The following is a 20,542-nucleotide window of genomic DNA, read 5'->3' as shown; positions in this document are numbered from 1 at the left end:
CCGCATAGAGTTCCGGCCTGTCGCGCCGGAGTTCGCGGGTTCGAGCCCCGCCGTCCGCGCCACTTCCCTCGCGGGAAAAAAGGCGTTTCTGTAGTGCACGAGCGCCCTGCGCGGACGTAGCTCAGTCGGTTAGAGTGCCGGCCTGTCACGCCGGAGGTCGCGGGTTCGAGCCCCGTCGTCCGCGCCATTCCTTCTCCCGGGAATGACAACGCAGTTTGAGGGCCCTTGCGAGCACGCCGCGCGGGCGTAGCTCAGTTGGTTAGAGTGCCGGCCTGTCACGCCGGAGGTCGCGGGTTCGAGCCCCGTCGCCCGCGCCACTTCGAACGGTTCCCGTCACGGCTGTCCGTTGCAGCGAGACGACGCCGAACCGCGTCGCGACGGCCCGAACCGACCTGCTCCGAAAATCTCCACAATTGACCGACAGGTGCGCGCTCCCGCACGGCCGTGCTGTTCCAGGAATCGCCAGAGATGCCGCACCTGCTCCCCTCGACGGCTCGCGCCCGGCGCCGGGCCGCGGAGTCCAGACGCCATCTTGCGCGCGCACTCCTCCTCGGCGTCGGCCTGGCGCTCGCCGGCTGCAGCGGCTCGGCGATCCTGCCGGTGCCGGACCTGCCGACCACGCCGGTGATCCTCGACGAGGCCTCGGCGGCGGCGGCGATCTCGCGCTACCGGGCGAGCCACGGCCTCGGGCCGGTGGTGATCGATTCTTCGCTGATCCGCGCCGCCTCGCTCCAGGCCGAGGCCAATGCCAGGGCCGGCTTCCTCTCGCACGAGGTCGGCGGCACCTTCGACGCGCGGCTCAAGCGCGCCGGCTTCGGCGGTCGCTACGCCGCCGAGAACCTGAGCGCCGGCTCGGCCACCTTCGACGAGGTGCTGAAGCGCTGGCAGGTCTCGCCGGAGCACAACCGCAACATGCTCATGCCGCAGGTCAAGCGCGTCGGCATCGCCCGGGTCGATGCGCCGGGCAGCCGCTACAAGCGGTACTGGGCACTGATCCTGTCGGACGGCTGACACGCGCTTCCCGCAGCGCAGCATGGCGGCCAAGCCCCTGAAAACGCCCGCGAAGGGGAGGGGGCTGCGACGATCCTCCCCGGCCGGCCGGGGCTTCCGGGCGTTGTGCGCGGGCGCCAAGCCCCTATCTTGCGTGCAGACGTTCGCGGTTTGTGCGGTGCGAACGCCCCTTGTTTCGTCATATCCGCTCGTTTAAGCCTCGCGCACCTTCCGGGCTTTGGAACCGTTCCGAGAACGGCCCCGGCGGCCGGGTCGCGGCCCGGGCACGCGCCAAACGCTCGCGCCAACCCTTGGGGATGCTCGATGAACGGCCTCCTGTCGGATTACCTGCCGCTCGTGATCTTCATCGGCGTGTCCCTGCTGATCGCGGCGGCGCTGCTCGTGGCCCCGTTCCTGGTGGCCTACAACAGCCCGGACCCGGAGAAGCTCTCGGCCTACGAGTGCGGGTTCAACGCCTTCGACGACGCGCGCATGAAGTTCGACGTGCGCTTCTACCTCGTCGCCATCCTGTTCATCATCTTCGATCTCGAAGTGGCCTTCCTGTTCCCGTGGGCGATCACGTTCGGGGACCTCGGCTGGTTCGGCTTCTGGTCGATGATGCTCTTCCTCGGCGTGCTCACCGTCGGCTTCGTCTACGAGTGGCGCAAGGGCGCCCTCGAATGGGATTAGTCCAGTGGGACTAGCCGTCGACGCGTGAAGAGCCGCCCCCGAGACGAGAAGCACCGGACCTCACCATGTCTCTCACCACCGTCCGCGCCCCCGCGATCGCGCCGCAGCCCAAGGGTATCCTCGACCCGGCCACCGGCAAGCCGATCGGCGCCAACGACCCGACCTTCCTGACGATCAGCGACGAGCTGGCCGACCGCGGCTTCCTGCTCACCACCGCCGACGACCTCATCACCTGGGCCCGCACCGGCTCGCTGATGTGGATGACCTTCGGCCTCGCCTGCTGTGCCGTCGAGATGATGCAGATGTCGATGCCGCGCTACGACTGCGAGCGCTTCGGCTTCGCGCCGCGCGGCTCGCCGCGCCAGTCCGACGTGATGATCGTCGCCGGCACGCTCACCAACAAGATGGCCCCGGCCCTGCGCAAGGTCTACGACCAGATGCCGGAGCCGCGCTACGTCATCTCGATGGGCTCCTGCGCCAACGGCGGCGGCTACTACCACTACTCCTACTCGGTGGTGCGCGGCTGCGACCGGGTGGTGCCGGTCGACATCTACGTCCCGGGCTGCCCACCGACCGCCGAGGCGCTGCTCTACGGCGTGCTGCTGCTGCAGAAGAAGATCCGCCGCACCGGCACCATCGAGCGCTGAGGCAGGCCGCCCATGAGCAACGGCATCACCATCCGGGCCCACACCCAGACCGAGTCCGGCGACGCGGCCCTCCAGGCGCTCTCCGACCGCCTCGCCGAGACCCTGGGCGGCGCGGTCACCGCCCGGGCGATCACCTTCGGCGAGCTGACGCTGGTCGTCGAGGGACCCGAGATCCTGCGGGTGCTCACCCACCTGCGCGACGACCCGGCCTGCGCCTTCTCGACCTTCATCGACATCTGCGGCGTCGACTACCCCGGCCGGGAGAAGCGCTTCGACGTCGTCTACCACCTGCTCTCGATGCGCCATAACCGGCGCATCCGCGTGAAGGTGCAGACCGACGAGCGCACCCCGGTGCCGTCCGCGATCCCGGTCTTCCCGGCCGCGAACTGGTACGAGCGCGAGACCTACGACCTCTACGGGATCCTGTTCTCGGGCCATCCGGACCTGCGCCGGCTGCTCACCGATTACGGCTTCGAGGGCCACCCCCTCCGCAAGGACTTCCCGCTCACCGGCTTCGTCGAGGTCCGCTACGACCAGGACGAGGCCCGGGTGGTCTACGAGCCCGTGCGGCTCACGCAGGAATTCCGCAACTTCGACTTCCTGTCGCCCTGGGAAGGCACCGACTACATCCTCCCCGGCGACGAGAAGGCCGACAAGGCACCGGCGAAAGGCTGAGCCGACATGGGCGAGCACAGCATCCGCAACTTCTCGATCAACTTCGGGCCGCAGCACCCGGCGGCGCACGGCGTGCTGCGCCTCGTGCTCGAGCTCGATGGCGAGGTGGTCGAGCGGGTCGACCCGCATATCGGCCTGCTGCACCGCGGCACCGAGAAGCTGATCGAGGTCAAGACCTACCTCCAGGCGACGCCCTACTTCGACCGGCTCGACTACGTCGCGCCGATGAACCAGGAGCACGCCTTCTGTCTCGGCATCGAGCGCCTGCTCGGCATCGAGGTGCCACGCCGCGCCAAGCTGATCCGCACGCTCTACTGCGAGATCGGCCGGCTGCTGTCGCACCTCCTCAACGTCACCACGCAGGCGATGGACGTCGGCGCCCTCACGCCCCCGCTCTGGGGCTTCGAGGAGCGTGAGAAGCTGATGATCTTCTACGAGCGCGCGTCCGGCGCTCGTCTCCACGCCAACTACTTCCGGCCGGGCGGTGTCCACCAGGACCTGCCGCCGAGCCTGATCGACGACATCGAGACGTTCTGCGAGACCTTCCCGCAGGTGGTCGACGACCTCGACAGCCTCGTGATGGGCAACCGCATCTTCAAGCAGCGCAACGTCGATATCGGCATCGTCACCGTCGAGGAGGCGCTCGCCTGGGGCTTCTCGGGCGTGATGGTGCGCGGCTCCGGCATCCCGTGGGACCTGCGCAAGTCGCAGCCCTACGAGGCCTACGACGAGATGGAGTTCGACATCCCTGTGGGGAAGAACGGCGACACCTACGATCGCCAGGTCATCCGCATGGAGGAGATGCGCCAGTCGGTGCGCATCATGAAGCAGTGCATCGCCAAGCTGCGCGAGCCGGCCGGCCAGGGGCCGATCGCCACGCAGGACGGCAAGGTGGCGCCGCCGCCGCGGCGCGAGATGAAGCGCTCGATGGAGGCGCTCATCCACCACTTCAAGCTCTACACCGAGGGCTTCCATGTCCCGGCCGGCGAGGTCTACGCCGCGGTTGAGGCCCCCAAGGGCGAGTTCGGCGTCTACCTCGTCGCCGACGGCACCAACAAGCCGTATCGGTGCAAGATCCGCGCTCCGGGCTTCGCCCACCTCCAGGCGATGGACTGGATGTGCCGCGGCCACATGCTGGCGGACGTGTCGTGCATCCTCGGCACGCTCGACATCGTGTTCGGTGAGGTGGACCGGTGAGGGCGCCCCTCCGCGCGCCCGTCGGAGACGTTTGAGATCATGGCCAACCGCAGACTCGCCCCCGCCTCCGAGCAGCCCGAGAGCTTCGCGTTCACGCCTGAGAACGCCGAGTGGGCCAAGGGGCAGATCGCCAAGTACCCGGAGGGGCGCCAGGCCTCGGCCGTGATCCCGCTCCTGTGGAAGGCGCAGGAGCAGAACGGCGGCTGGCTGCCGCGGGCCGCGATCGAGGCGGTGGCCGACCAGCTCGGCATGCCGCACATCCGGGTGCTGGAGGTCGCGACCTTCTACACCATGTTCGCCCTCGAGCCGGTCGGCCGCTACTGGATCCAGGTCTGCGGCACGGTCCCGTGCGACGTCTGCGGCGCCCGCGAGCTGAAGCAGATGCTGCACGAGCGGCTCGGCCCTCCCGGCCATGTCAGCCCGGACGGCAACTTCTCCTGGCTCGAGGTCGAGTGCCTGGGCGCGTGCTGCAACGCCCCGATGGCGCAGATCAACCACGACTACTACGAGGACCTCACGCCGGAATCCCTCGGCAAGCTGATGGACGACCTCGCCGCGGGGCGCCCGGTGAAGACCGGCTCGCAGATCGGCCGTGTCTCCTCCGAGCCCAAGGACGCGGTCACGACCCTTAAGGACGAGACGCTGTTCGACGGTTCGCGCGTCGGCGCCTGGCGCAAGCGCTTCGAGGAGGAGGGCCGGAAGGACGCCGGCTCCGACACGACCGGCGAGAAGGCCCGCACCGAGACCTCGGCGGCGACGAACCCGAAGGCGGCCCGCCCGGATGCCGGCCGGCCGGTCGAGACCGGGACGGCCAGCACCCCGGCGCAGCGCGCCGCCGACGGCAAGCCCGCCGTCGACCCCGCGGCCGAGAAGGGCCAGTCGGCGCCCGAGCGCACCACCGTCGCGGTACCGCGCACCGGCCCCGAGGCCGAGCCGGCGCCGAAGAGCGGCCGCTCCTACACCGAGACGCCCTCAAAGCCCGAGGAAGGCCGCCCGGTGGCCGGTACGAAGGGTACCACGCCGGAGGCGGGCGCCGAGCCGGCGACCGCAGGGGCCAAGACCGACGGATCGCAGGCCAAGCCCGTCGGCATCACCCCTGCCGACAAGGCGGCCGACAAGGGCCCGCCCGGTCCGAAGGCGAAGCCGTAAAGACACGATGATTCTCCCCGTCACAGCAGGCCTGTAGGACGATCGCCATGCTCGCCGATCAGGATCGGATCTTCACCAACCTCTATGGTCTCCACTCCCCCGGCCTCGATGCCGCGAAGAAACGCGGCGCCTGGGACGGAACCAAGTTCCTGCTGCAGCAGGGCCGGGACTGGATCATCGAGGAGATGAAGAAGTCGGGCCTGCGCGGCCGCGGCGGCGCCGGCTTCCCCACTGGCCTGAAGTGGTCCTTCATGCCGAAGAAATCGGACGGCCGGCCGCACTACCTGGTGGTGAACGCCGACGAGTCCGAGCCCGGCACCTGCAAGGACAGGGAGATCATGCGGCACGATCCGCACCTCCTGATCGAGGGCTGCATGATCGCGTGCTTCGCCATGGGCGCGCATGCCTGCTACATCTACATCCGCGGCGAGTACGTTGCCGAGAAGCACGCGCTCCAGCGCGCCGTGGACGAGGCCTACGCGGCCCGCCTCGTCGGCGAGAGCAACGTCCACGACTACCCCTTCGACATCTACGTCCACCACGGCGCCGGTGCCTACATCTGCGGCGAGGAGACGGCGCTGATCGAGAGCCTCGAGGGCAAGAAGGGGATGCCGCGGCTCAAGCCGCCGTTCCCGGCCAATATGGGCCTCTATGGCTGCCCGACGACGGTCAACAACGTCGAGTCGATCGCGGTGGCGGGCACCATCCTGCGCCGCGGCGGCGCCTGGTTCGCGGGCCTCGGCCGGCCGGGCAACACCGGCACCAAGCTGTTCTGCGTGTCCGGCCACGTCAACAAGCCGTGCAACGTCGAGGAAGAGCTCGGCATCACGTTCCGCGAGCTCATCGACAGGCATTGTGGCGGCATGCGCGGCGGCTGGGACAACCTGCTGTGCTCGATCCCCGGCGGCTCCTCCGTGCCGCTGGTCCCGGCCGCCGAGATCATCGACGCGCCGATGGATTTCGACACGCTGAAGAACCTGAAGTCGGGCCTCGGCACCGCTGCCGTGATGGTGTTCGACAAGTCGACCGACATGGTCTCGGCGATCGCGCGCATCTCGTACTTCTACAAGCACGAGTCCTGCGGCCAGTGCACGCCGTGCCGCGAGGGAACCGGCTGGATGTGGCGCGTGATGCTGCGCATGGCGGAAGGCCGGGCGCAGAAGCGCGAGATCGACATGCTGCTCGACGTGACGAAGCAGATCGAGGGCCACACCATCTGCGCGCTGGGTGATGCCGCGGCATGGCCGATCCAGGGCCTGATCCGGCACTTCCGCCCGGAGATCGAGAAGCGCATCGACCGCTACAGCGCCAACCCGCATCCGACCCCGGTGCCGATGGCGGCGGAGTGAGGCGGTGCCGTTTCTCACCTGTCATGATCCGCATTCACGGTTCGCCGGCTCGGCGCGCGGAGACGCGCGCCCCGCGGACCTCGCCCGAGAGTTGACCGCATGACCAAGATCCTCGTCGACGGCATCGAGGTCGATGTCCCGCCGGACTACACCCTCCTGCAGGCCTGCGAGGTCGCGGGGGCCGAGATCCCGCGCTTCTGCTTCCACGAGCGGCTGTCGATCGCCGGCAATTGCCGCATGTGCCTGGTCGAGCTGAAGGGCGCGCCGAAGCCCGTCGCCTCCTGCGCCTGGGCCGTGCGCGACTGCCGCCCGGGTCCGAACGGCGAGCCGCCGGCGGTGTCGACCAAGTCGGCCCTGACCAAGAAGGCCCGCGAGGGGGTGATGGAGTTCCTCCTCATCAACCACCCGCTCGATTGCCCGATCTGCGACCAGGGCGGCCACTGCGACCTGCAGGATCAGGCCATGGCCTACGGCGTCGACTCGACCCGCTACGGCGAGAACAAGCGCGCCGTCGAGGAGAAGTACATCGGCCCGCTGGTGCGGACGGCGATGAACCGCTGCATCCACTGCACCCGCTGCGTCCGCTTCCTGGCGGAGGTCGCGGGCGTGCCGGATCTCGGCGCGATCGGCCGCGGCGAGGACATGGAGATCACCTCCTACCTCGAGCGGGCGATGGAATCGGAGCTGCAGGGCAACGTCGCCGACCTGTGCCCGGTCGGCGCCCTCGTCCACAAGCCGCAATCCTACAACGTCCGCCCCTGGGAGCTGAACAAGACCGAGTCCGTCGACGTGATGGACGCGGTCGGCTCGTCGATCCGCGTCGACACCCGCGGCCGCGAGGTGATGCAGATCGAGCCGCGGGTGAACGAGGCGATCAACGAGGAGTGGATCTCGGACAAGACCCGCCACGTGGTGGACGGTCTGCGGCTCCAGCGCCTCGACCGGCCCTACCTGCGCGAGAACGGCCGCCTGCGCCTGGCCTCCTGGGCCGAGGCCTTCGGGGCAATCGCCGCGAAGGTCAAGGGCGCCGATCCGAAGCGTGTCGGCGCGATCGTCGGCGATCTCGCCGGTGTTGAGGAGATCTTCGCGCTCAAGACCCTGATGGGCGCTCTCAAGGTGCAGAACCTCGATTGCCGCCAGGACGGGGCTGCGATCGATCCGTCCTGGGGCCGCGCCGCCTACACCTTCGGGCCGACCATCGCCGGCATCGAGCAGGCGGACGCGATCCTGATCGTCGGCGCCAACCCGCGCACCGAGGCCTCGCTCCTCAACGCCCGCATCCGCAAGCGCTGGCGGCTCTCGCCGATCCAGATCGGCGTGATCGGCGAGGATGCGGACCTGACCTATCCCCACACCTATCTGGGTGCCGGGCCGGAGACGCTGGCCGAGGTTGCCTCCGGCCGCCACAGCTTCGCCGAGGCGCTCAAAGGGGCCGAGCGGCCGCTCGTCATCGTCGGCCAGGCGGCCCTCACCCGTCCGGACGGTGCGGCGCTCCTCGCCGCGGTCGCGAAGCTGCTTCAGGGGCTGGGCTCGAAGGCCGAGGGCTGGAACGGTCTCGGCGTGCTGCACAACGCGGCCGCCCGCGTTGGCGCCCTCGACCTCGGCTTCTTGCCGGGGGAGGGCGGTCTGACCTTCGCCGAGATGACGAAGGCCGGCGCGCTCGACGTGCTGTTCAACCTCGGCGCCGACGAGGTCGAGGTCGGGCCCGGCGCCTTCGTGGTCTACCAAGGCACCCACGGCGACAAGGGCGCCCACCGGGCGGACGTGATCCTGCCGGGCGCGGCCTACACCGAGAAGTCGGCGACCTACGTCAACACGGAAGGCCGGGTGCAGCTCGCCAACCGGTCCGCCTTCCCGCCCGGCGACGCCCGCGAGGATTGGGCGATCCTGCGCGCCCTCTCGGACGTGCTCGGCCACCGCCTGCCGTTCGACTCGCTCGGCGCCTTGCGCAAGGCGCTCTACGCCGCCCACCCGCACTTCGCCGGCATCGACCAGGTCGCGGCGAGCGACGGCGCCGCCGCGCTGACGACGCTGGCCGGCCTGTCGGGCGAGCCAGGCCGCGAGCCTTTCCGCCCCGCCGTGGTGGACTTCTATCTCACCAACCCGATCGCCCGCGCCTCGCGGGTGCTCGCCGAGTGCTCGGGTCTCGCCCGCGGGCGGGCGCTCGAAGCGGCCGAATGAGGAGCGCCGACCGATGACTGCTTGGGAGGTGCTCGGCACCGTCCTCCTCATAGGCCTGAAGAGCGTGCTGCTCCTCGTGGCGCTGCTCGTCTTCATCGCCTACGCGCTGCTCGCCGACCGCAAGATCTGGGCGGCGGTGCAGCTGCGCCGCGGGCCGAACGTGGTCGGGCCCTGGGGCCTGTTCCAGTCCTTCGCCGACCTGCTGAAGTTCGTGCTGAAGGAGCCGGTGATCCCGGCGGGCGCCAACAAGAGCCTCTTTCTGCTGGCGCCGCTGATCTTCGCCACCCTGGCGCTCGCCGCCTGGGCGGTGATCCCGCTCGCCGACGGCTGGGCCATCGCCGACATCAACGTCGGCATGACCTACATTTTCGCGATCTCGTCGCTCGGCGTGTACGGCGTCATCATGGGCGGCTGGGCCTCGAACTCGAAGTACGCCTTCCTCGGCGCGCTGCGCTCGGCGGCCCAGATGGTGTCCTACGAGGTCTCGCTCGGCTTCGTCATCATCACGGTGCTGATGTGCGCCGGCTCGCTCAACCTGTCGCAGATCGTGCGCGCGCAGGACACCTCGCTCGGCATCCTCGGCTGGTACTGGCTGTGGCTGTTCCCGATGTTCGTGGTGTTCTTCATCTCGGCGATGGCCGAGACGAACCGCCCGCCCTTCGACCTGCCCGAGGCCGAGTCCGAGCTCGTCGCCGGCTACATGGTGGAGTACTCCTCCACCCCTTACCTGCTGTTCATGCTCGGCGAGTACGTCGCCATCGTCACGATGTGCGCGCTCGGCACGATCCTGTTCCTCGGCGGCTGGCTCTCGCCGATCCCGTTCGCGCCCTTCACCTGGGTGCCGGGCCTGATCTGGTTCGCCCTGAAGGCGAGCTTCCTGTTCTTCATGATCGCCATGGTGAAGGCCATGGTGCCGCGCTACCGCTACGACCAGCTCATGCGGCTAGGCTGGAAGGTGTTCCTTCCGCTCTCCCTGGTCATGGTGTTCGTCGTCGCCTTCGTCCTGAAGCTGACCGGCCTCGCGCCGGTGTCCTGAGACCCAACCGTCGGAGAACGAGCCATGAAGCTCGACCAGGTCGCCCGCGGCCTGCTGTTGAAGGAGTTCGTCACCGGGTTCGCCCTGGCGATGCGCTACTTCTTCAAGCCCAAGGCGACGATCAACTATCCGTTCGAGATGGGCCATCGCGGCCCGCGCTTCCGCGGCGAGCACGCCCTGCGGCGCTACCCCAACGGGGAAGAGCGCTGCATCGCCTGCAAGCTGTGCGAGGCGGTCTGCCCGGCCCAGGCCATCACCATCGAGGCGGGCCCGCGCCGCAACGACGGCACGCGGCGCACCACCCGCTACGACATCGACATGGTGAAGTGCATCTATTGCGGCATGTGCCAGGAGGCCTGCCCGGTGGACGCCATCGTCGAGGGGCCGAACTTCGAGTTCTCGGTGGAGACCCGCGAGGAGCTGCTCTACGACAAGGCCAAGCTGCTCGCGAACGGCGACCGCTGGGAGCGCGAGATCGCCCGCAACATCGCGGCCGACGCGCCCTACCGCTGAGCCGCACCCGGAGGAGGGCCCGGACCCTCCTCCCCGGGAACCGAAGACACATTCGCCGCTCCCCCGGTTGTGCGCCGCGGGAGCGGGTTCTATAGACGGGCCGCCGGGACGCTCCGGGGGTCGGGCAGGAGGCCGCCGCCAGGCGGCATGATTTCAGCGCATGACCGCAGCCGCCGCCTTCTTCTATCTCTTCGCCGCGATCACCGTCGCCTCGGGCTTCATGGTGATCGCCTCGCGCAACCCCGTCACCTCGGTGCTCTTCCTCATCCTCGCCTTCGTGAACGCCGCCGGGCTGTTCGTGCTGATGGGGGCGGAGTTCCTGGCCATGATCCTGGTCGTGGTCTATGTCGGCGCCGTCGCGGTGCTGTTCCTGTTCGTGGTGATGATGCTCGACGTCGATTTCGCCGAGCTGCGCCAGGGCTTCCAGGACTACCTGCCGGTCGGCGGCCTGATCGGGGCGGTGTTCCTGGTCGAGCTGCTCCTCGTCGTCGGCTCCTGGGCGATCGATCCCGGGCTGGTCCACGGCCCGCTGGCGGTGGCGCCGGGCGGCGAGACGGTCACCAACACGCAGGCCCTCGGGCTGGTTCTCTACACCAACTACTTCTTCTTCTTCCAGGTCGCCGGGCTGATCCTGCTGGTCGCGATGATCGGTGCGATCGTGCTCACGCTGCGCGACCGGCCGGGCGTCAAGCGCCAGGACATCTCGATCCAGAACGCCCGCACCCAGGCCGATGCCGTCGAGGTGCGCCACGTGCCGACGGGGCAGGGCGTCGAGGTCTGATGGCCGCCACGGCCTGAGACGAGTTCATGCGGGGCCTGCGGGTCCCGCCATGCTGATGGCAAGAGCGGCGGGGCCGGACGCGCCTCGCGACACGAAGGCGGCCGCCCGCGGCCGAGAGGCACGATGATCGGTTTGAGCCACTACCTGACGGTCGCCGCGATCCTGTTCACCCTCGGGGTGCTCGGCATCTTCATCAACCGCAAGAACATCATCGTCATCCTGATGTCGGTGGAGCTGATCCTGCTCGCGGTGAACATCAACCTGGTGGCGTTCTCGACCCACCTCGGCGACATCGTCGGCCAGGTCTTCGCCCTGTTCGTGCTGACCGTGGCAGCCGCCGAGGCCGCGATCGGCCTCGCCATCCTGGTGGTGTTCTTCCGCAACCGCGGCTCGATCGCCGTCGAGGACGTCAACATGATGAAGGGCTGACGCGGCGCCTTACGCCCTGACGCCCTTCCCCTAGAACCAGAGCCGCAGCGGCAATCGTCACGCGAGGCCGGGACCCGAGCATGTACCACGCGATCGTTTTCCTGCCCCTGATCGGCGCCCTCATCGCCGGCCTGTTCGGGCGCCGCATCGGCCCGCGGGCCAGCGAGGTGGTGACCACCGGCATCCTCGTCTTCGTGGCGCTCCTGTCCTGGGTCGCCTTCTTCGAGGTGACCGGCGGCCACGGCCACGGCGCCACCAAGGTCCACGTCGCGACCTGGTTCACCGCCGGCGACCTCGTGGTCGACTGGGCCTTCCGGGCCGACACGCTCACCGCGGTGATGCTGGTGGTGGTCAACAGCGTCTCGGCGCTCGTCCACCTCTACTCGATGGGCTACATGCACGAGGACCCGCACCGGCCGCGGTTCTTCGCCTACCTGTCGCTGTTCACCTTCGCCATGCTGATGCTGGTGACGTCGGACAACCTCGTCCAGATGTTCTTCGGCTGGGAGGGCGTCGGCCTCGCCTCGTACCTGCTGATCGGCTTCTGGTACGAGAAGCCCTCGGCCAACGCCGCGGCGATGAAGGCCTTCATCGTCAACCGCGTCGGCGATTTCGGCTTCTCGCTCGGCATCTTCCTCTGCTTCGTGCTCTTCGGCGCGGTCGCCTTCGACGGCATCTTCCCGAAGGTGCCCGAGCTCAAGGACGCGACGTTCCACTTCCTCGGCTACGACTGGAACGCGCTCACCCTCTGCTGCCTGCTGCTGTTCATGGGCGCGATGGGCAAGTCGGCGCAGTTCCTGCTGCACACCTGGCTGCCGGACGCGATGGAGGGCCCGACCCCGGTCTCTGCGCTGATCCACGCCGCCACCATGGTGACCGCCGGCGTGTTCATGGTCGCCCGCCTGTCGCCGCTCTTCGACGCGGCGCCGAACGCCCTCATCGTCGTCACGGTGATCGGCGGCATCACGGCCTTCTTCGCCGCCACGGTCGGCCTGGTGCAGAACGACATCAAGCGGGTCATCGCCTACTCGACCTGCTCGCAGCTCGGCTACATGTTCGTGGCGCTCGGCGTCGGCGCCTACGCGGCGGGCGTCTTCCACCTCTTCACCCACGCCTTCTTCAAGGCGCTGCTGTTCCTCGGCGCCGGCTCGGTCATCCACGCGATGCACCACGAGCAGGACATGCGGAACATGGGCGCTCTGCGGCGCTACATCCCCTTCACCACCGCCATGATGGCGATCGGGACACTCGCGCTGATCGGCTTCCCGTTCACCGCCGGCTTCTACTCGAAGGACGCGATCATCGAGGCGGCCTACATGTCGACCCGACCGGGCCACGTGCTGGCCTTCCTGGCGACGGTCATCGCGGCGTTCTTCACCTCGTTCTACTCCTGGCGCCTGTTCTTCCTGACCTTCGAGGGTCGGGCCCGCTGGCAGAACGCCCATGCTCATGGCGACAGCCATGCACATGGCCATGACGACCACCACGCCGTCGCGCACGCCGCCCATCATCCGGCGGTCGCGCATGCCGCCGCGGAGGCCGACGGGGCACCGGGTCACCACGAGGGCGTCGCCCACGACGACAAGGGGCACGACCTCGAGCCGGCCTCACACTCGGCGATCGAGCATCACGATCACGCCCACACCCCGCACGAGAGCCCGCGGGTGATGACGATCCCGCTGGCGATCCTCGCCGTCGGTGCCCTCTTCGCCGGCCTGGTGTTCAAGAACCGGTTCATCGGCGAGAGCATGGACGAGTTCTGGAAGGGCGCGCTGGCGCACGGCCCCGACAACCACATCATGCACGACATCCACAACTCGCCGTTCTGGGTGCAGCAATCGCCGTTCGTGATGCTGGTGCTGGGCTTCCTTCTCGCCTTCTGGATGTACATCCGCCGGCCGGAGCTGCCGCACCAGCTCGCGGAGAGCCAGCCGCTGCTGTACCGGTTCCTGCTCAACAAGTGGTACTTCGACGAGATCTACGACCGCATCTTCGTCCGCCCGGCCAAGGGCTTCGGCGAGTTCCTGTGGAAGGTCGGCGACGGACGGATCATCGATGGCATGGGCCCGAACGGCATTGCGGCCCGGGTGGTCGACGTCACCCGCGGCGTGGTCCGCCTGCAGACCGGCTACGTCTACCACTACGCCTTCGTGATGCTGATCGGCGTCGCCGCCCTGGTGAGCTGGTACCTGTTCACCGGCGTCTCCGCGGCCGCCCACTGACCTGACCGGAGAATAGAGAACCATGCTCGGCCTCGGGATCCTCTCCGGCCTCCTCATCCTGCCCCTCGTCGGCGCCGCGTTCATCCTCACGCTCCGCGGCGACGACGCGGCGGTCCAGCGCAACGCCCGCTGGGCGGCGCTCATCACCACGCTGGCGACCTTCCTCCTGTCGCTGGTCGCCTGGGGCCGCTACGACGCCTCGACCTCGCAGTTCCAGCTCGTCGAGACCCACGCCTGGCTGACCGAGACCATCCGGTTCAAGCTCGGCGTCGACGGCTTCTCGATGCCGCTGGTGCTACTCACCACCTTCCTGATGCCGTTCTGCATCGGTGCCTCGTGGCTCTCGATCGAGCACCGGGTGAAGGAGTACTTCGTCGCGTTCCTGGTCCTCGAGACCACGATGATCGGCGTGTTCTGCGCCCTCGACCTGGTGCTGTTCTACCTGTTCTTCGAGGCCGGCCTGATCCCGATGTTCCTCATCATCGGTATCTGGGGCGGCAAGCGGCGGATCTACGCGTCATTCAAGTTCTTCCTTTACACCCTGCTCGGCTCGGTGCTGATGCTGCTCGCCATCATGGCGATGTACTGGCAGGCCGGCACCACCGACATCCCGACCCTGCTGCAGACCCGCTTCCCAGCGAACATGCAGATCTGGCTCTGGCTCGCCTTCTTCGCCTCCTTCGCGGTGAAGATGCCGATGTGGCCGGTCCATACCTGGCTCCCCGACGCCCACGTCGAGGCGCCGACCGCCGGCTCGGTGATCCTGGCGGGCATCCTGCTCAAGATGGGCGGCTACGGCTTCATCCGGGTCTCGCTGCCGATGTTCCCGGACGCGTCCCACCACTTCGCCCCGATGGTCTACGCGCTGTCGGTGGTGGCGATCATCTACACCTCGCTGGTCGCGCTGGTGCAGACCGACATCAAGAAGCTGATCGCCTACTCCTCGGTGGCCCATATGGGCTTCGTGACCCTCGGCCTGTTCACCCTCAACGAGCAGGGCATCCAGGGCGCCCTGTTCCTGATGATCTCGCACGGCATCGTCTCGGGCGCGCTGTTCCTGTGCGTCGGCGTGATCTACGACCGGATGCACACCCGCGAGATCTCGGCCTATGGCGGCCTGGTGAAGCGGATGCCGCTCTACGCGGTCGCCATGATGGTGTTCACCATGGCCAATGTCGGCCTGCCGGGCACCTCGGGCTTCGTCGGCGAGTTCCTGGCGATGATGGGCGCCTTCAAGGCCAACCCGATGGTGTCGTTCTTCTCGGTCTTCGGCATCATCCTGTCGGCGGCCTACGCCCTCTGGCTCTTCGCCCGGGTGGTCTACGGCAAGCTCGAAAAGCCGAGCCTGCAGGGGATCACCGATCTCGACCGCCGCGAGATGCTGATCCTCGCCCCGCTGGTGGCGCTGACGATCTACTACGGCGTCCATCCCGGCCCGATCCTCGACGTCTTCGCGCCCTCGACCGACGCGCTGATGCAGGGGATGCGCGCCGCCCTCTCCACGACCCAGACCGCTGCCGCGGCCCTGCCGGTCCCGCACTGAGTTCGAACGCGATGAACGCCGCTCAGACCGTCCTGCCCGCCCTCGGGCCCGCCCTGCCGGAGCTGATCCTCGCGGTCGGCGTCCTGGTGCTGATCCTCTACGGCGCCTTCAAGGGCGAGCGCTCCACCGAGGGCGTCAGCGTCGGCGCCCTGATCCTGCTGATCCTGGCCCTGTTCGCGGTGGTCAGCCAGCCGTTCGGCGCCAAGGTCACCACCTTCAACGGCTCCTTCATCGTCGACGGCTTCGCCCGGGTGATGAAGGCGCTGACCCTCATCGGCTCGGCCGCCGCGATCCTGCTCGCCAAGGAGCACTTCGAGCGCGAGCGGATCGCCCGCTTCGAGTACCCGATCCTGATCGTCCTCTCGACGATCGGCATGATGATCATGGCCTCGGCCAACGACCTGATCGGGCTCTATCTGGGCCTCGAGCTGCAGAGCCTCGCGGCCTACGTCATCGCCTCGTTCCACCGCGACGACGTGCGCTCGACCGAGGCCGGCCTGAAGTACTTCGTGCTCGGCGCCCTGTCGTCCGGCATGCTGCTCTACGGCGCCTCGCTGGTCTACGGTTTCACCGGCAGCGTCTCGTTCCCGCACATCGTCACGGCCCTGCGCGAGGGCTCCGGCCTCGGCATCGTGCTCGGTATCGTGTTCGTGGCCGCCGGCGTGTCGTTCAAGCTGGCGGCCGTGCCGTTCCACATGTGGACCCCGGACGTCTACGAGGGCGCGCCGACCCCGGTCACGGCGTTCTTCGCGTCCGCGCCCAAGATGGCCGCCATGGCGATGGCCGTACGCGTGTTCATCGGCGCCTTCCCGGTGGTGTCGGCGGAGTGGCAGCAGATCATCGTGTTCGTGTCGATCGCCTCGATGGCGCTCGGCTCCTTCGCGGCGATCGGCCAGCGCAGCCTCAAGCGCCTGATGGCGTACTCCTCCATCGCGAATGTCGGCTACGCGCTCATCGGGCTCGCCGCCGGTACGCAGGAGGGGGTGCGCGGCGTCGTGATCTACATGGCGATCTACCTCGCCATGACGCTCGGCGCCTTCGCGGTGATCCTGTCGCTGCGCCGCGGCCGCCAGATGTTCGAGACCATCGACGACCTGTCGGGCCTGTCGCGCACCCATCCCTGGGTGGCGTTCCTGCTCGCCATGATGATGTTCTCGCTCGCCGGCATCCCGCCGCTCGCCGGGTTCTTCGCGAAGTTCTACGTCTTCGCCGCGGCCATCAAGGCGAACCTCGTCGCCCTGGCGGTGATCGGCGTGGTGACGAGCGTGATCGGCGCCTACTACTACCTGCGCCTCGTCAAGGTGATGTACTTCGACGAGCCCGCCGGCTCCTACGAGCCGATGGGCCCGGGGCTCCGCATCGTGCTCGGCCTGTCGAGCGTGGTGGTGCTGCTGTTCTGGCTCGTGCCGGCGCCCCTCGTCGGCCTGGCCGGGACTGCCGCGAAGTCCCTGTTCTAGCCGCATGACGTTCGTGCTCGACCCCGCGGCCACGGCCGCGGGATACCGCCTCGAGGTTCATGACAGCCTCGGCTCGACGAGCACGCAGGCCCTGGAGCGCGCCCGCGCCGGCGAGCCTGGGCCGCTCTGGGTCGTGACCCGGGAGCAGACCGGCGGCCGCGGACGGCGCGGCAAGGGCTGGACCTGGGTCGAGGGCAACCACGCGGCGAGCCTGCTCTGGCCGGTGCCGGCTGGCCTCGCGCCCGACCGGGTTGCGACCCTCGGCTTCGTCGCCGGCGTCGCCGTGGAGCGGGCGCTGCGCCGCGCCTGCGGTCCGGGAACCGGTGGACGGGCACCGGATTTCCGGCTCAAGTGGCCCAACGACGTGCTCCTCGGCGGTGCCAAGCTCGTCGGCATCCTGCTCGAGATGGAGACGGTGCCCGGTCGCGGCGCCTTCGTGACGGTCGGAATCGGCGCCAACGTCGCGGGCGCGCCCGAGGGGCTGCCCTACGCCGCGACCTCGCTGGCGCAGGCCGGCTGTGCCGTCGACGCGCCGGGACTGTTCCGCCTTCTGACCGGAACCTGGATCGAGGCCGAGCGGCTGTGGGACGAGGGGCGGGGCTTCGCCCGGATCCGCGACGCCTGGCTCTCGGCCGCTGCCGGGCTCGGCGGGCCGGTGAGCGTCCAGACCGGCGGGCGCGCGGCGGCCGGAACCTTCGAGACGATCGACGAGGGCGGCCGGCTGGTCGTCCGGCTGGCGGATGGCGACCGCATCGCGGTCTCCGCCGGCGAGGTGCATTTCGGAGCGGCCGCCTCGGCGGCCTGACGGGAGGCGGGGCGGCGCCCGCGCGGCGACGACGTTTCCCGGACCAGTTCGACGTCTTCCGGCGGGGCGCCCCAGGCGCCGCCGCCGCGCGGCCGTTTCCGGCCGCATACGCGACATGACGGCGCCGTGACCGTGACGGCAGACGAGGCCGTTCCTTGAGTGGGACCGCGACGGCGATCCGTGCAGTGATGGTAGCGGATGACGACCAAAGGAGACGAACTGATCTTCCTGCCCCTCGGAGGAGTGGGCGAGATCGGCATGAACGCGGCGCTCTACGGCTTCGGCCCGCCGAAGCACCGCAAGTGGATCATGGTCGACCTCGGCATGGGCTTCGCCAGCGAAGAGCACATGCCGGGCGTCGACCTGATGTACCCGGACCTGAGCTTCGCCGAGGAGCACCGGGAGAACCTGCTCGGCATCCTGATCACCCACGGGCACGAGGACCATATCGGCGCCATCGGCGAGCTGTGGCCCAAGCTCAAGGTGCCGGTCTACGCGACGCGCTTCACCAAGAACCTGATCGAGGCCCGCCGCCTCGGCGAGCCGGGCGCGCCCAAGGTCGACCTGCGCGAGGTGCCGGCGGACGGCCGCCTCGATCTCGGGCCGTTCTCGATCGAGTACGTGCCGGTGGCCCACTCGATCCCCGAGGCGAACGCGCTCGCGATCCGCACGCCGCTCGGCCTGGTGCTCCATACCGGCGACTGGAAGCTCGACGATACGCCGGTGGCCGGCAACACCACCTCGGAGGAGACCTTCACCCGCCTCGGCGAGGAAGGCGTGCTGGCACTGGTCTGCGATTCGACCAACGTCACCCGCGAGGGGCGCTCGCCGAGCGAGTCCGAGGTCTCGGCCCACCTCGCCGAGCTGATCCGCAACGCGCCGCACCGGGTCGCGGTCACGACCTTCGCCTCGAACGTCGCCCGGATGCGGGCGGTGTGCCTCGCCGCCCAGGCCTGCGGCCGCGACGTGGTGGCGGTCGGCCGCGCCATGGACCGGGTGATCGACGTCGCCCGCGAGTGCGGATACCTCGACAACCTGCCGGAGATCCGCGGCGCCGAGGCCTACGGCTACCTGCCGCGGGAGAAGGTGGTGGCGCTCCTCACCGGCTCGCAGGGCGAGCCGCGGGCGGCGCTGGCCCGCGTCTCCCGCGACGAGCACCCGGAGATCGCCCTCTCGCCGGGCGACCGGGTGATCTTCTCCTCGCGGGCGATTCCCGGCAACGAGCGGGCGGTCGGCGCGATCATCAACGACCTGATCGAGGCCGGCATCGAGGTGGTGACCGACCGCACCGAGCTCGTCCACGTCTCGGGCCACCCGCGGCGCGACGAGATGGCGGCGATGTACCGCTGGACCAAGCCGCGCATCGCGGTCCCGGTCCACGGCGAGGCGCTGCACCTCGCCGAGCACGCCACCTTCGCCCGCAAGCAGGGCGTCGACACGGTGATGAAGGCCCGCAACGGCACCCTGATCCGTCTCGCCCCGGGCGAGCCGGAGATCGTCACCCACGTCAAGAGCGGGCGGATCTTCAAGGACGGCAACGTTCTCGTCGACTCGAACGACCGCGCGATCCCGGAGCGACGCAAGCTCGCCTTCACGGGCATCGTCTCGGTGGCGATCGCGCTCGACCGCAACGGCGAGGTCAAGGGCGAGCCGTCGATCGACCTGATGGGCCTGCCGAGCTACGGCCGCAAGGGCGAGGTCGTGATCGACGTGATCGGCGACGCGGTGGAGCGCACCCTCGCCGGCCTGTCGCGGGTCAAGCGCCGCGACTCGGAGGCGGTCGAGAACGCCGTCGACCGGGCGATCCGCTCCGCCGTCAACGAGGTGTGGGGCAAGAAGCCGGCCTGCCACGTCATGGTGGTGGAGGTCTGAGGGCGGGGGCGTCATGTGCTGACGCTCCGGAAGGCGCTGAACCCTCCCCCTCTGCGGGGGAGGGTTCGGGAGCGGGTCCTGAAGTACCTTCTTGGACGCTGACGTTGTAACGACGAACATCTCCCCAGGGACCACCGGAGGAACACCCCCATGATCGGCAGGCTCAACCACGTCGCCATCGCGGTGAAGGATCTCGAGGCCGCCGCGAAGGTGTACCGCGACACCCTCGGGGCGACGCTGTCGCCGCCGCTGCCGCAGCCGGAGCACGGCGTGACGGTGATCTTCGTGGAACTCCCCAACAGCAAGATCGAGCTGCTCGAGCCCCTAGGCGCCGACTCCCCGATCAACGCCTTCCTGGAGCGTAACCCGGGCGGGGGCATCCACCACGTCTGCTACGAGGTCGACGATATCCTGGCCGCCCGCGACCGGCTGAAAGGGCAGGGCGCCCGCATCCTCGGCACGGGCGAGCCGCGCATCGGCGCCCACGGCAAGCCGGTGCTGTTCCTGCATCCGAAGGACTTCCTCGGCACCCTGGTCGAGCTGGAGCAGGCGTGAGCGTGGACGCCCTCCTCGACCGCGCCACCGCCTCGATCCCCCGCACGCTCGCGGTCTGCATCCTGCTGATGCTGCCGGTGCTGCTGCTGGCGGTGTGGGGCTTCCGCCTCAGCGGGTTCGGAGCGGGGGCGCTCTACTTCGTGGTGTGGTGGACGCTGCTCTTCGCCGTGCTGCCGTTCCGGGCCGCGCCCGACGGCACCGAGGTCATCGTGCCGGGTCAGGATCTTGGCGCGCCGCCGCGACCGCAGATGCGCCGCAAGGCGGTGTGGACCACCCTCGTGTCGGACGTGGTCTTCATCGCCGCCGTCGCGGCCTTTCCGCTCGCCGGATTGTAGCTTTCCGCGACCCCGTGCGGGCGCGGATTGACGCTGTGCAGCATCCGTCCTGTACACCGAAGTCCAAAATAAAAAAGCAAGGCTCGGAAGCCTTGCTTGATAGCTTTCTGGATGTT

19 protein-coding genes and 2 tRNA genes are annotated in these 20,542 nt (G+C 69.0%); all 21 read left to right on the top strand.

What is annotated here, in order from left to right; genetic code table 11:
• The first annotated feature begins 110 nt into the window (after positions 1-110).
• The 21 genes from VQ02_RS28160 to VQ02_RS28060 all read left to right on the top strand — a co-directional run bounded on the left by VQ02_RS28160 (position 111) and on the right by VQ02_RS28060 (position 20,426).
• Positions 111-187 (top strand) — tRNA-Asp (locus VQ02_RS28160).
• A gap of 53 nt (positions 188-240) precedes the next feature.
• Positions 241-317: transfer RNA gene (locus VQ02_RS28155), tRNA-Asp, on the top strand.
• Positions 318-468: 151 nt separating this feature from the next.
• Positions 469-1,011: a CAP domain-containing protein gene (locus tag VQ02_RS28150; RefSeq protein WP_048447560.1), complete on the top strand. Its 543-nt coding sequence runs from the start codon at positions 469-471 to the stop codon at positions 1,009-1,011.
• 303 nt (positions 1,012-1,314) lie between these two features.
• Entirely contained in the window at positions 1,315-1,680 is a 366-nt protein-coding gene (locus VQ02_RS28145) for an NADH-quinone oxidoreductase subunit A (protein WP_048447559.1), read from the top strand.
• Between the two features lie 65 nt (positions 1,681-1,745).
• The gene (locus tag VQ02_RS28140) at positions 1,746-2,327 is read left to right on the top strand and encodes a NuoB/complex I 20 kDa subunit family protein (protein ID WP_048447558.1); all 582 of its coding nucleotides are present in this window, start codon (positions 1,746-1,748) and stop codon (positions 2,325-2,327) included.
• A 12-nt stretch (positions 2,328-2,339) separates the two neighbouring features.
• Entirely contained in the window at positions 2,340-3,002 is a 663-nt protein-coding gene (locus VQ02_RS28135; RefSeq protein WP_048447557.1) for an NADH-quinone oxidoreductase subunit C, read from the top strand.
• A gap of 6 nt (positions 3,003-3,008) precedes the next feature.
• Positions 3,009-4,199 carry an NADH-quinone oxidoreductase subunit D gene (locus tag VQ02_RS28130; RefSeq protein ID WP_048447556.1) on the top strand — a complete coding sequence of 397 codons (1,191 nt, stop codon included), beginning with the start codon at positions 3,009-3,011 and terminating at the stop codon, positions 4,197-4,199.
• A 39-nt stretch (positions 4,200-4,238) separates the two neighbouring features.
• Positions 4,239-5,348, top strand: coding sequence for an NADH-quinone oxidoreductase subunit NuoE (gene nuoE / locus VQ02_RS28125; protein ID WP_048447555.1), 1,110 nt, complete (start codon positions 4,239-4,241; stop codon positions 5,346-5,348).
• A gap of 47 nt (positions 5,349-5,395) precedes the next feature.
• Positions 5,396-6,697 carry an NADH-quinone oxidoreductase subunit NuoF gene (gene nuoF / locus VQ02_RS28120; RefSeq protein ID WP_048447554.1) on the top strand — a complete coding sequence of 434 codons (1,302 nt, stop codon included), beginning with the start codon at positions 5,396-5,398 and terminating at the stop codon, positions 6,695-6,697.
• 99 nt (positions 6,698-6,796) lie between these two features.
• On the top strand, positions 6,797-8,878 hold the full coding sequence (gene nuoG, locus VQ02_RS28115) for an NADH-quinone oxidoreductase subunit NuoG (RefSeq protein WP_048447553.1): 2,082 nt from the start codon (positions 6,797-6,799) through the stop codon (positions 8,876-8,878).
• Between the two features lie 13 nt (positions 8,879-8,891).
• Positions 8,892-9,914 carry an NADH-quinone oxidoreductase subunit NuoH gene (gene nuoH / locus VQ02_RS28110; protein ID WP_048447552.1) on the top strand — a complete coding sequence of 341 codons (1,023 nt, stop codon included), beginning with the start codon at positions 8,892-8,894 and terminating at the stop codon, positions 9,912-9,914.
• Positions 9,915-9,938: 24 nt separating this feature from the next.
• Entirely contained in the window at positions 9,939-10,427 is a 489-nt protein-coding gene (nuoI, locus tag VQ02_RS28105) for an NADH-quinone oxidoreductase subunit NuoI (protein ID WP_048447551.1), read from the top strand.
• Between the two features lie 160 nt (positions 10,428-10,587).
• Entirely contained in the window at positions 10,588-11,208 is a 621-nt protein-coding gene (locus VQ02_RS28100) for an NADH-quinone oxidoreductase subunit J (protein WP_048447550.1), read from the top strand.
• A 123-nt stretch (positions 11,209-11,331) separates the two neighbouring features.
• Positions 11,332-11,637 (top strand): NADH-quinone oxidoreductase subunit NuoK, encoded by a 306-nt coding sequence (gene nuoK, locus VQ02_RS28095; protein WP_048425446.1) that lies wholly within the window; start codon positions 11,332-11,334, stop codon positions 11,635-11,637.
• Positions 11,638-11,717: 80 nt separating this feature from the next.
• A complete protein-coding gene (gene nuoL, locus VQ02_RS28090; RefSeq protein ID WP_048447549.1) occupies positions 11,718-13,859 on the top strand; it encodes an NADH-quinone oxidoreductase subunit L in 2,142 nt (713 codons plus the stop codon).
• A 22-nt stretch (positions 13,860-13,881) separates the two neighbouring features.
• A complete protein-coding gene (locus tag VQ02_RS28085) occupies positions 13,882-15,402 on the top strand; it encodes an NADH-quinone oxidoreductase subunit M (RefSeq protein WP_048447548.1) in 1,521 nt (506 codons plus the stop codon).
• A gap of 11 nt (positions 15,403-15,413) precedes the next feature.
• Positions 15,414-16,859: an NADH-quinone oxidoreductase subunit NuoN gene (gene nuoN, locus VQ02_RS28080; protein ID WP_048447547.1), complete on the top strand. Its 1,446-nt coding sequence runs from the start codon at positions 15,414-15,416 to the stop codon at positions 16,857-16,859.
• A gap of 4 nt (positions 16,860-16,863) precedes the next feature.
• Positions 16,864-17,664 (top strand): biotin--[acetyl-CoA-carboxylase] ligase, encoded by an 801-nt coding sequence (locus VQ02_RS28075; RefSeq protein ID WP_048447546.1) that lies wholly within the window; start codon positions 16,864-16,866, stop codon positions 17,662-17,664.
• Between the two features lie 198 nt (positions 17,665-17,862).
• On the top strand, positions 17,863-19,536 hold the full coding sequence (locus VQ02_RS28070; protein WP_048447545.1) for a ribonuclease J: 1,674 nt from the start codon (positions 17,863-17,865) through the stop codon (positions 19,534-19,536).
• Between the two features lie 150 nt (positions 19,537-19,686).
• A complete protein-coding gene (mce, locus tag VQ02_RS28065) occupies positions 19,687-20,091 on the top strand; it encodes a methylmalonyl-CoA epimerase (RefSeq protein WP_048447544.1) in 405 nt (134 codons plus the stop codon).
• Positions 20,088-20,426: a DUF1467 family protein gene (locus VQ02_RS28060; RefSeq protein WP_245239879.1), complete on the top strand. Its 339-nt coding sequence runs from the start codon at positions 20,088-20,090 to the stop codon at positions 20,424-20,426. Before mce ends, VQ02_RS28060 begins: the two co-directional genes overlap by 4 nt.
• Positions 20,427-20,542 lie beyond the last annotated feature (116 nt).

This window comes from Methylobacterium variabile (assembly GCF_001043975.1).
Classification (GTDB): domain Bacteria; phylum Pseudomonadota; class Alphaproteobacteria; order Rhizobiales; family Beijerinckiaceae; genus Methylobacterium; species Methylobacterium variabile.
This window is presented reverse-complemented; position numbering and strand designations above follow the sequence as displayed.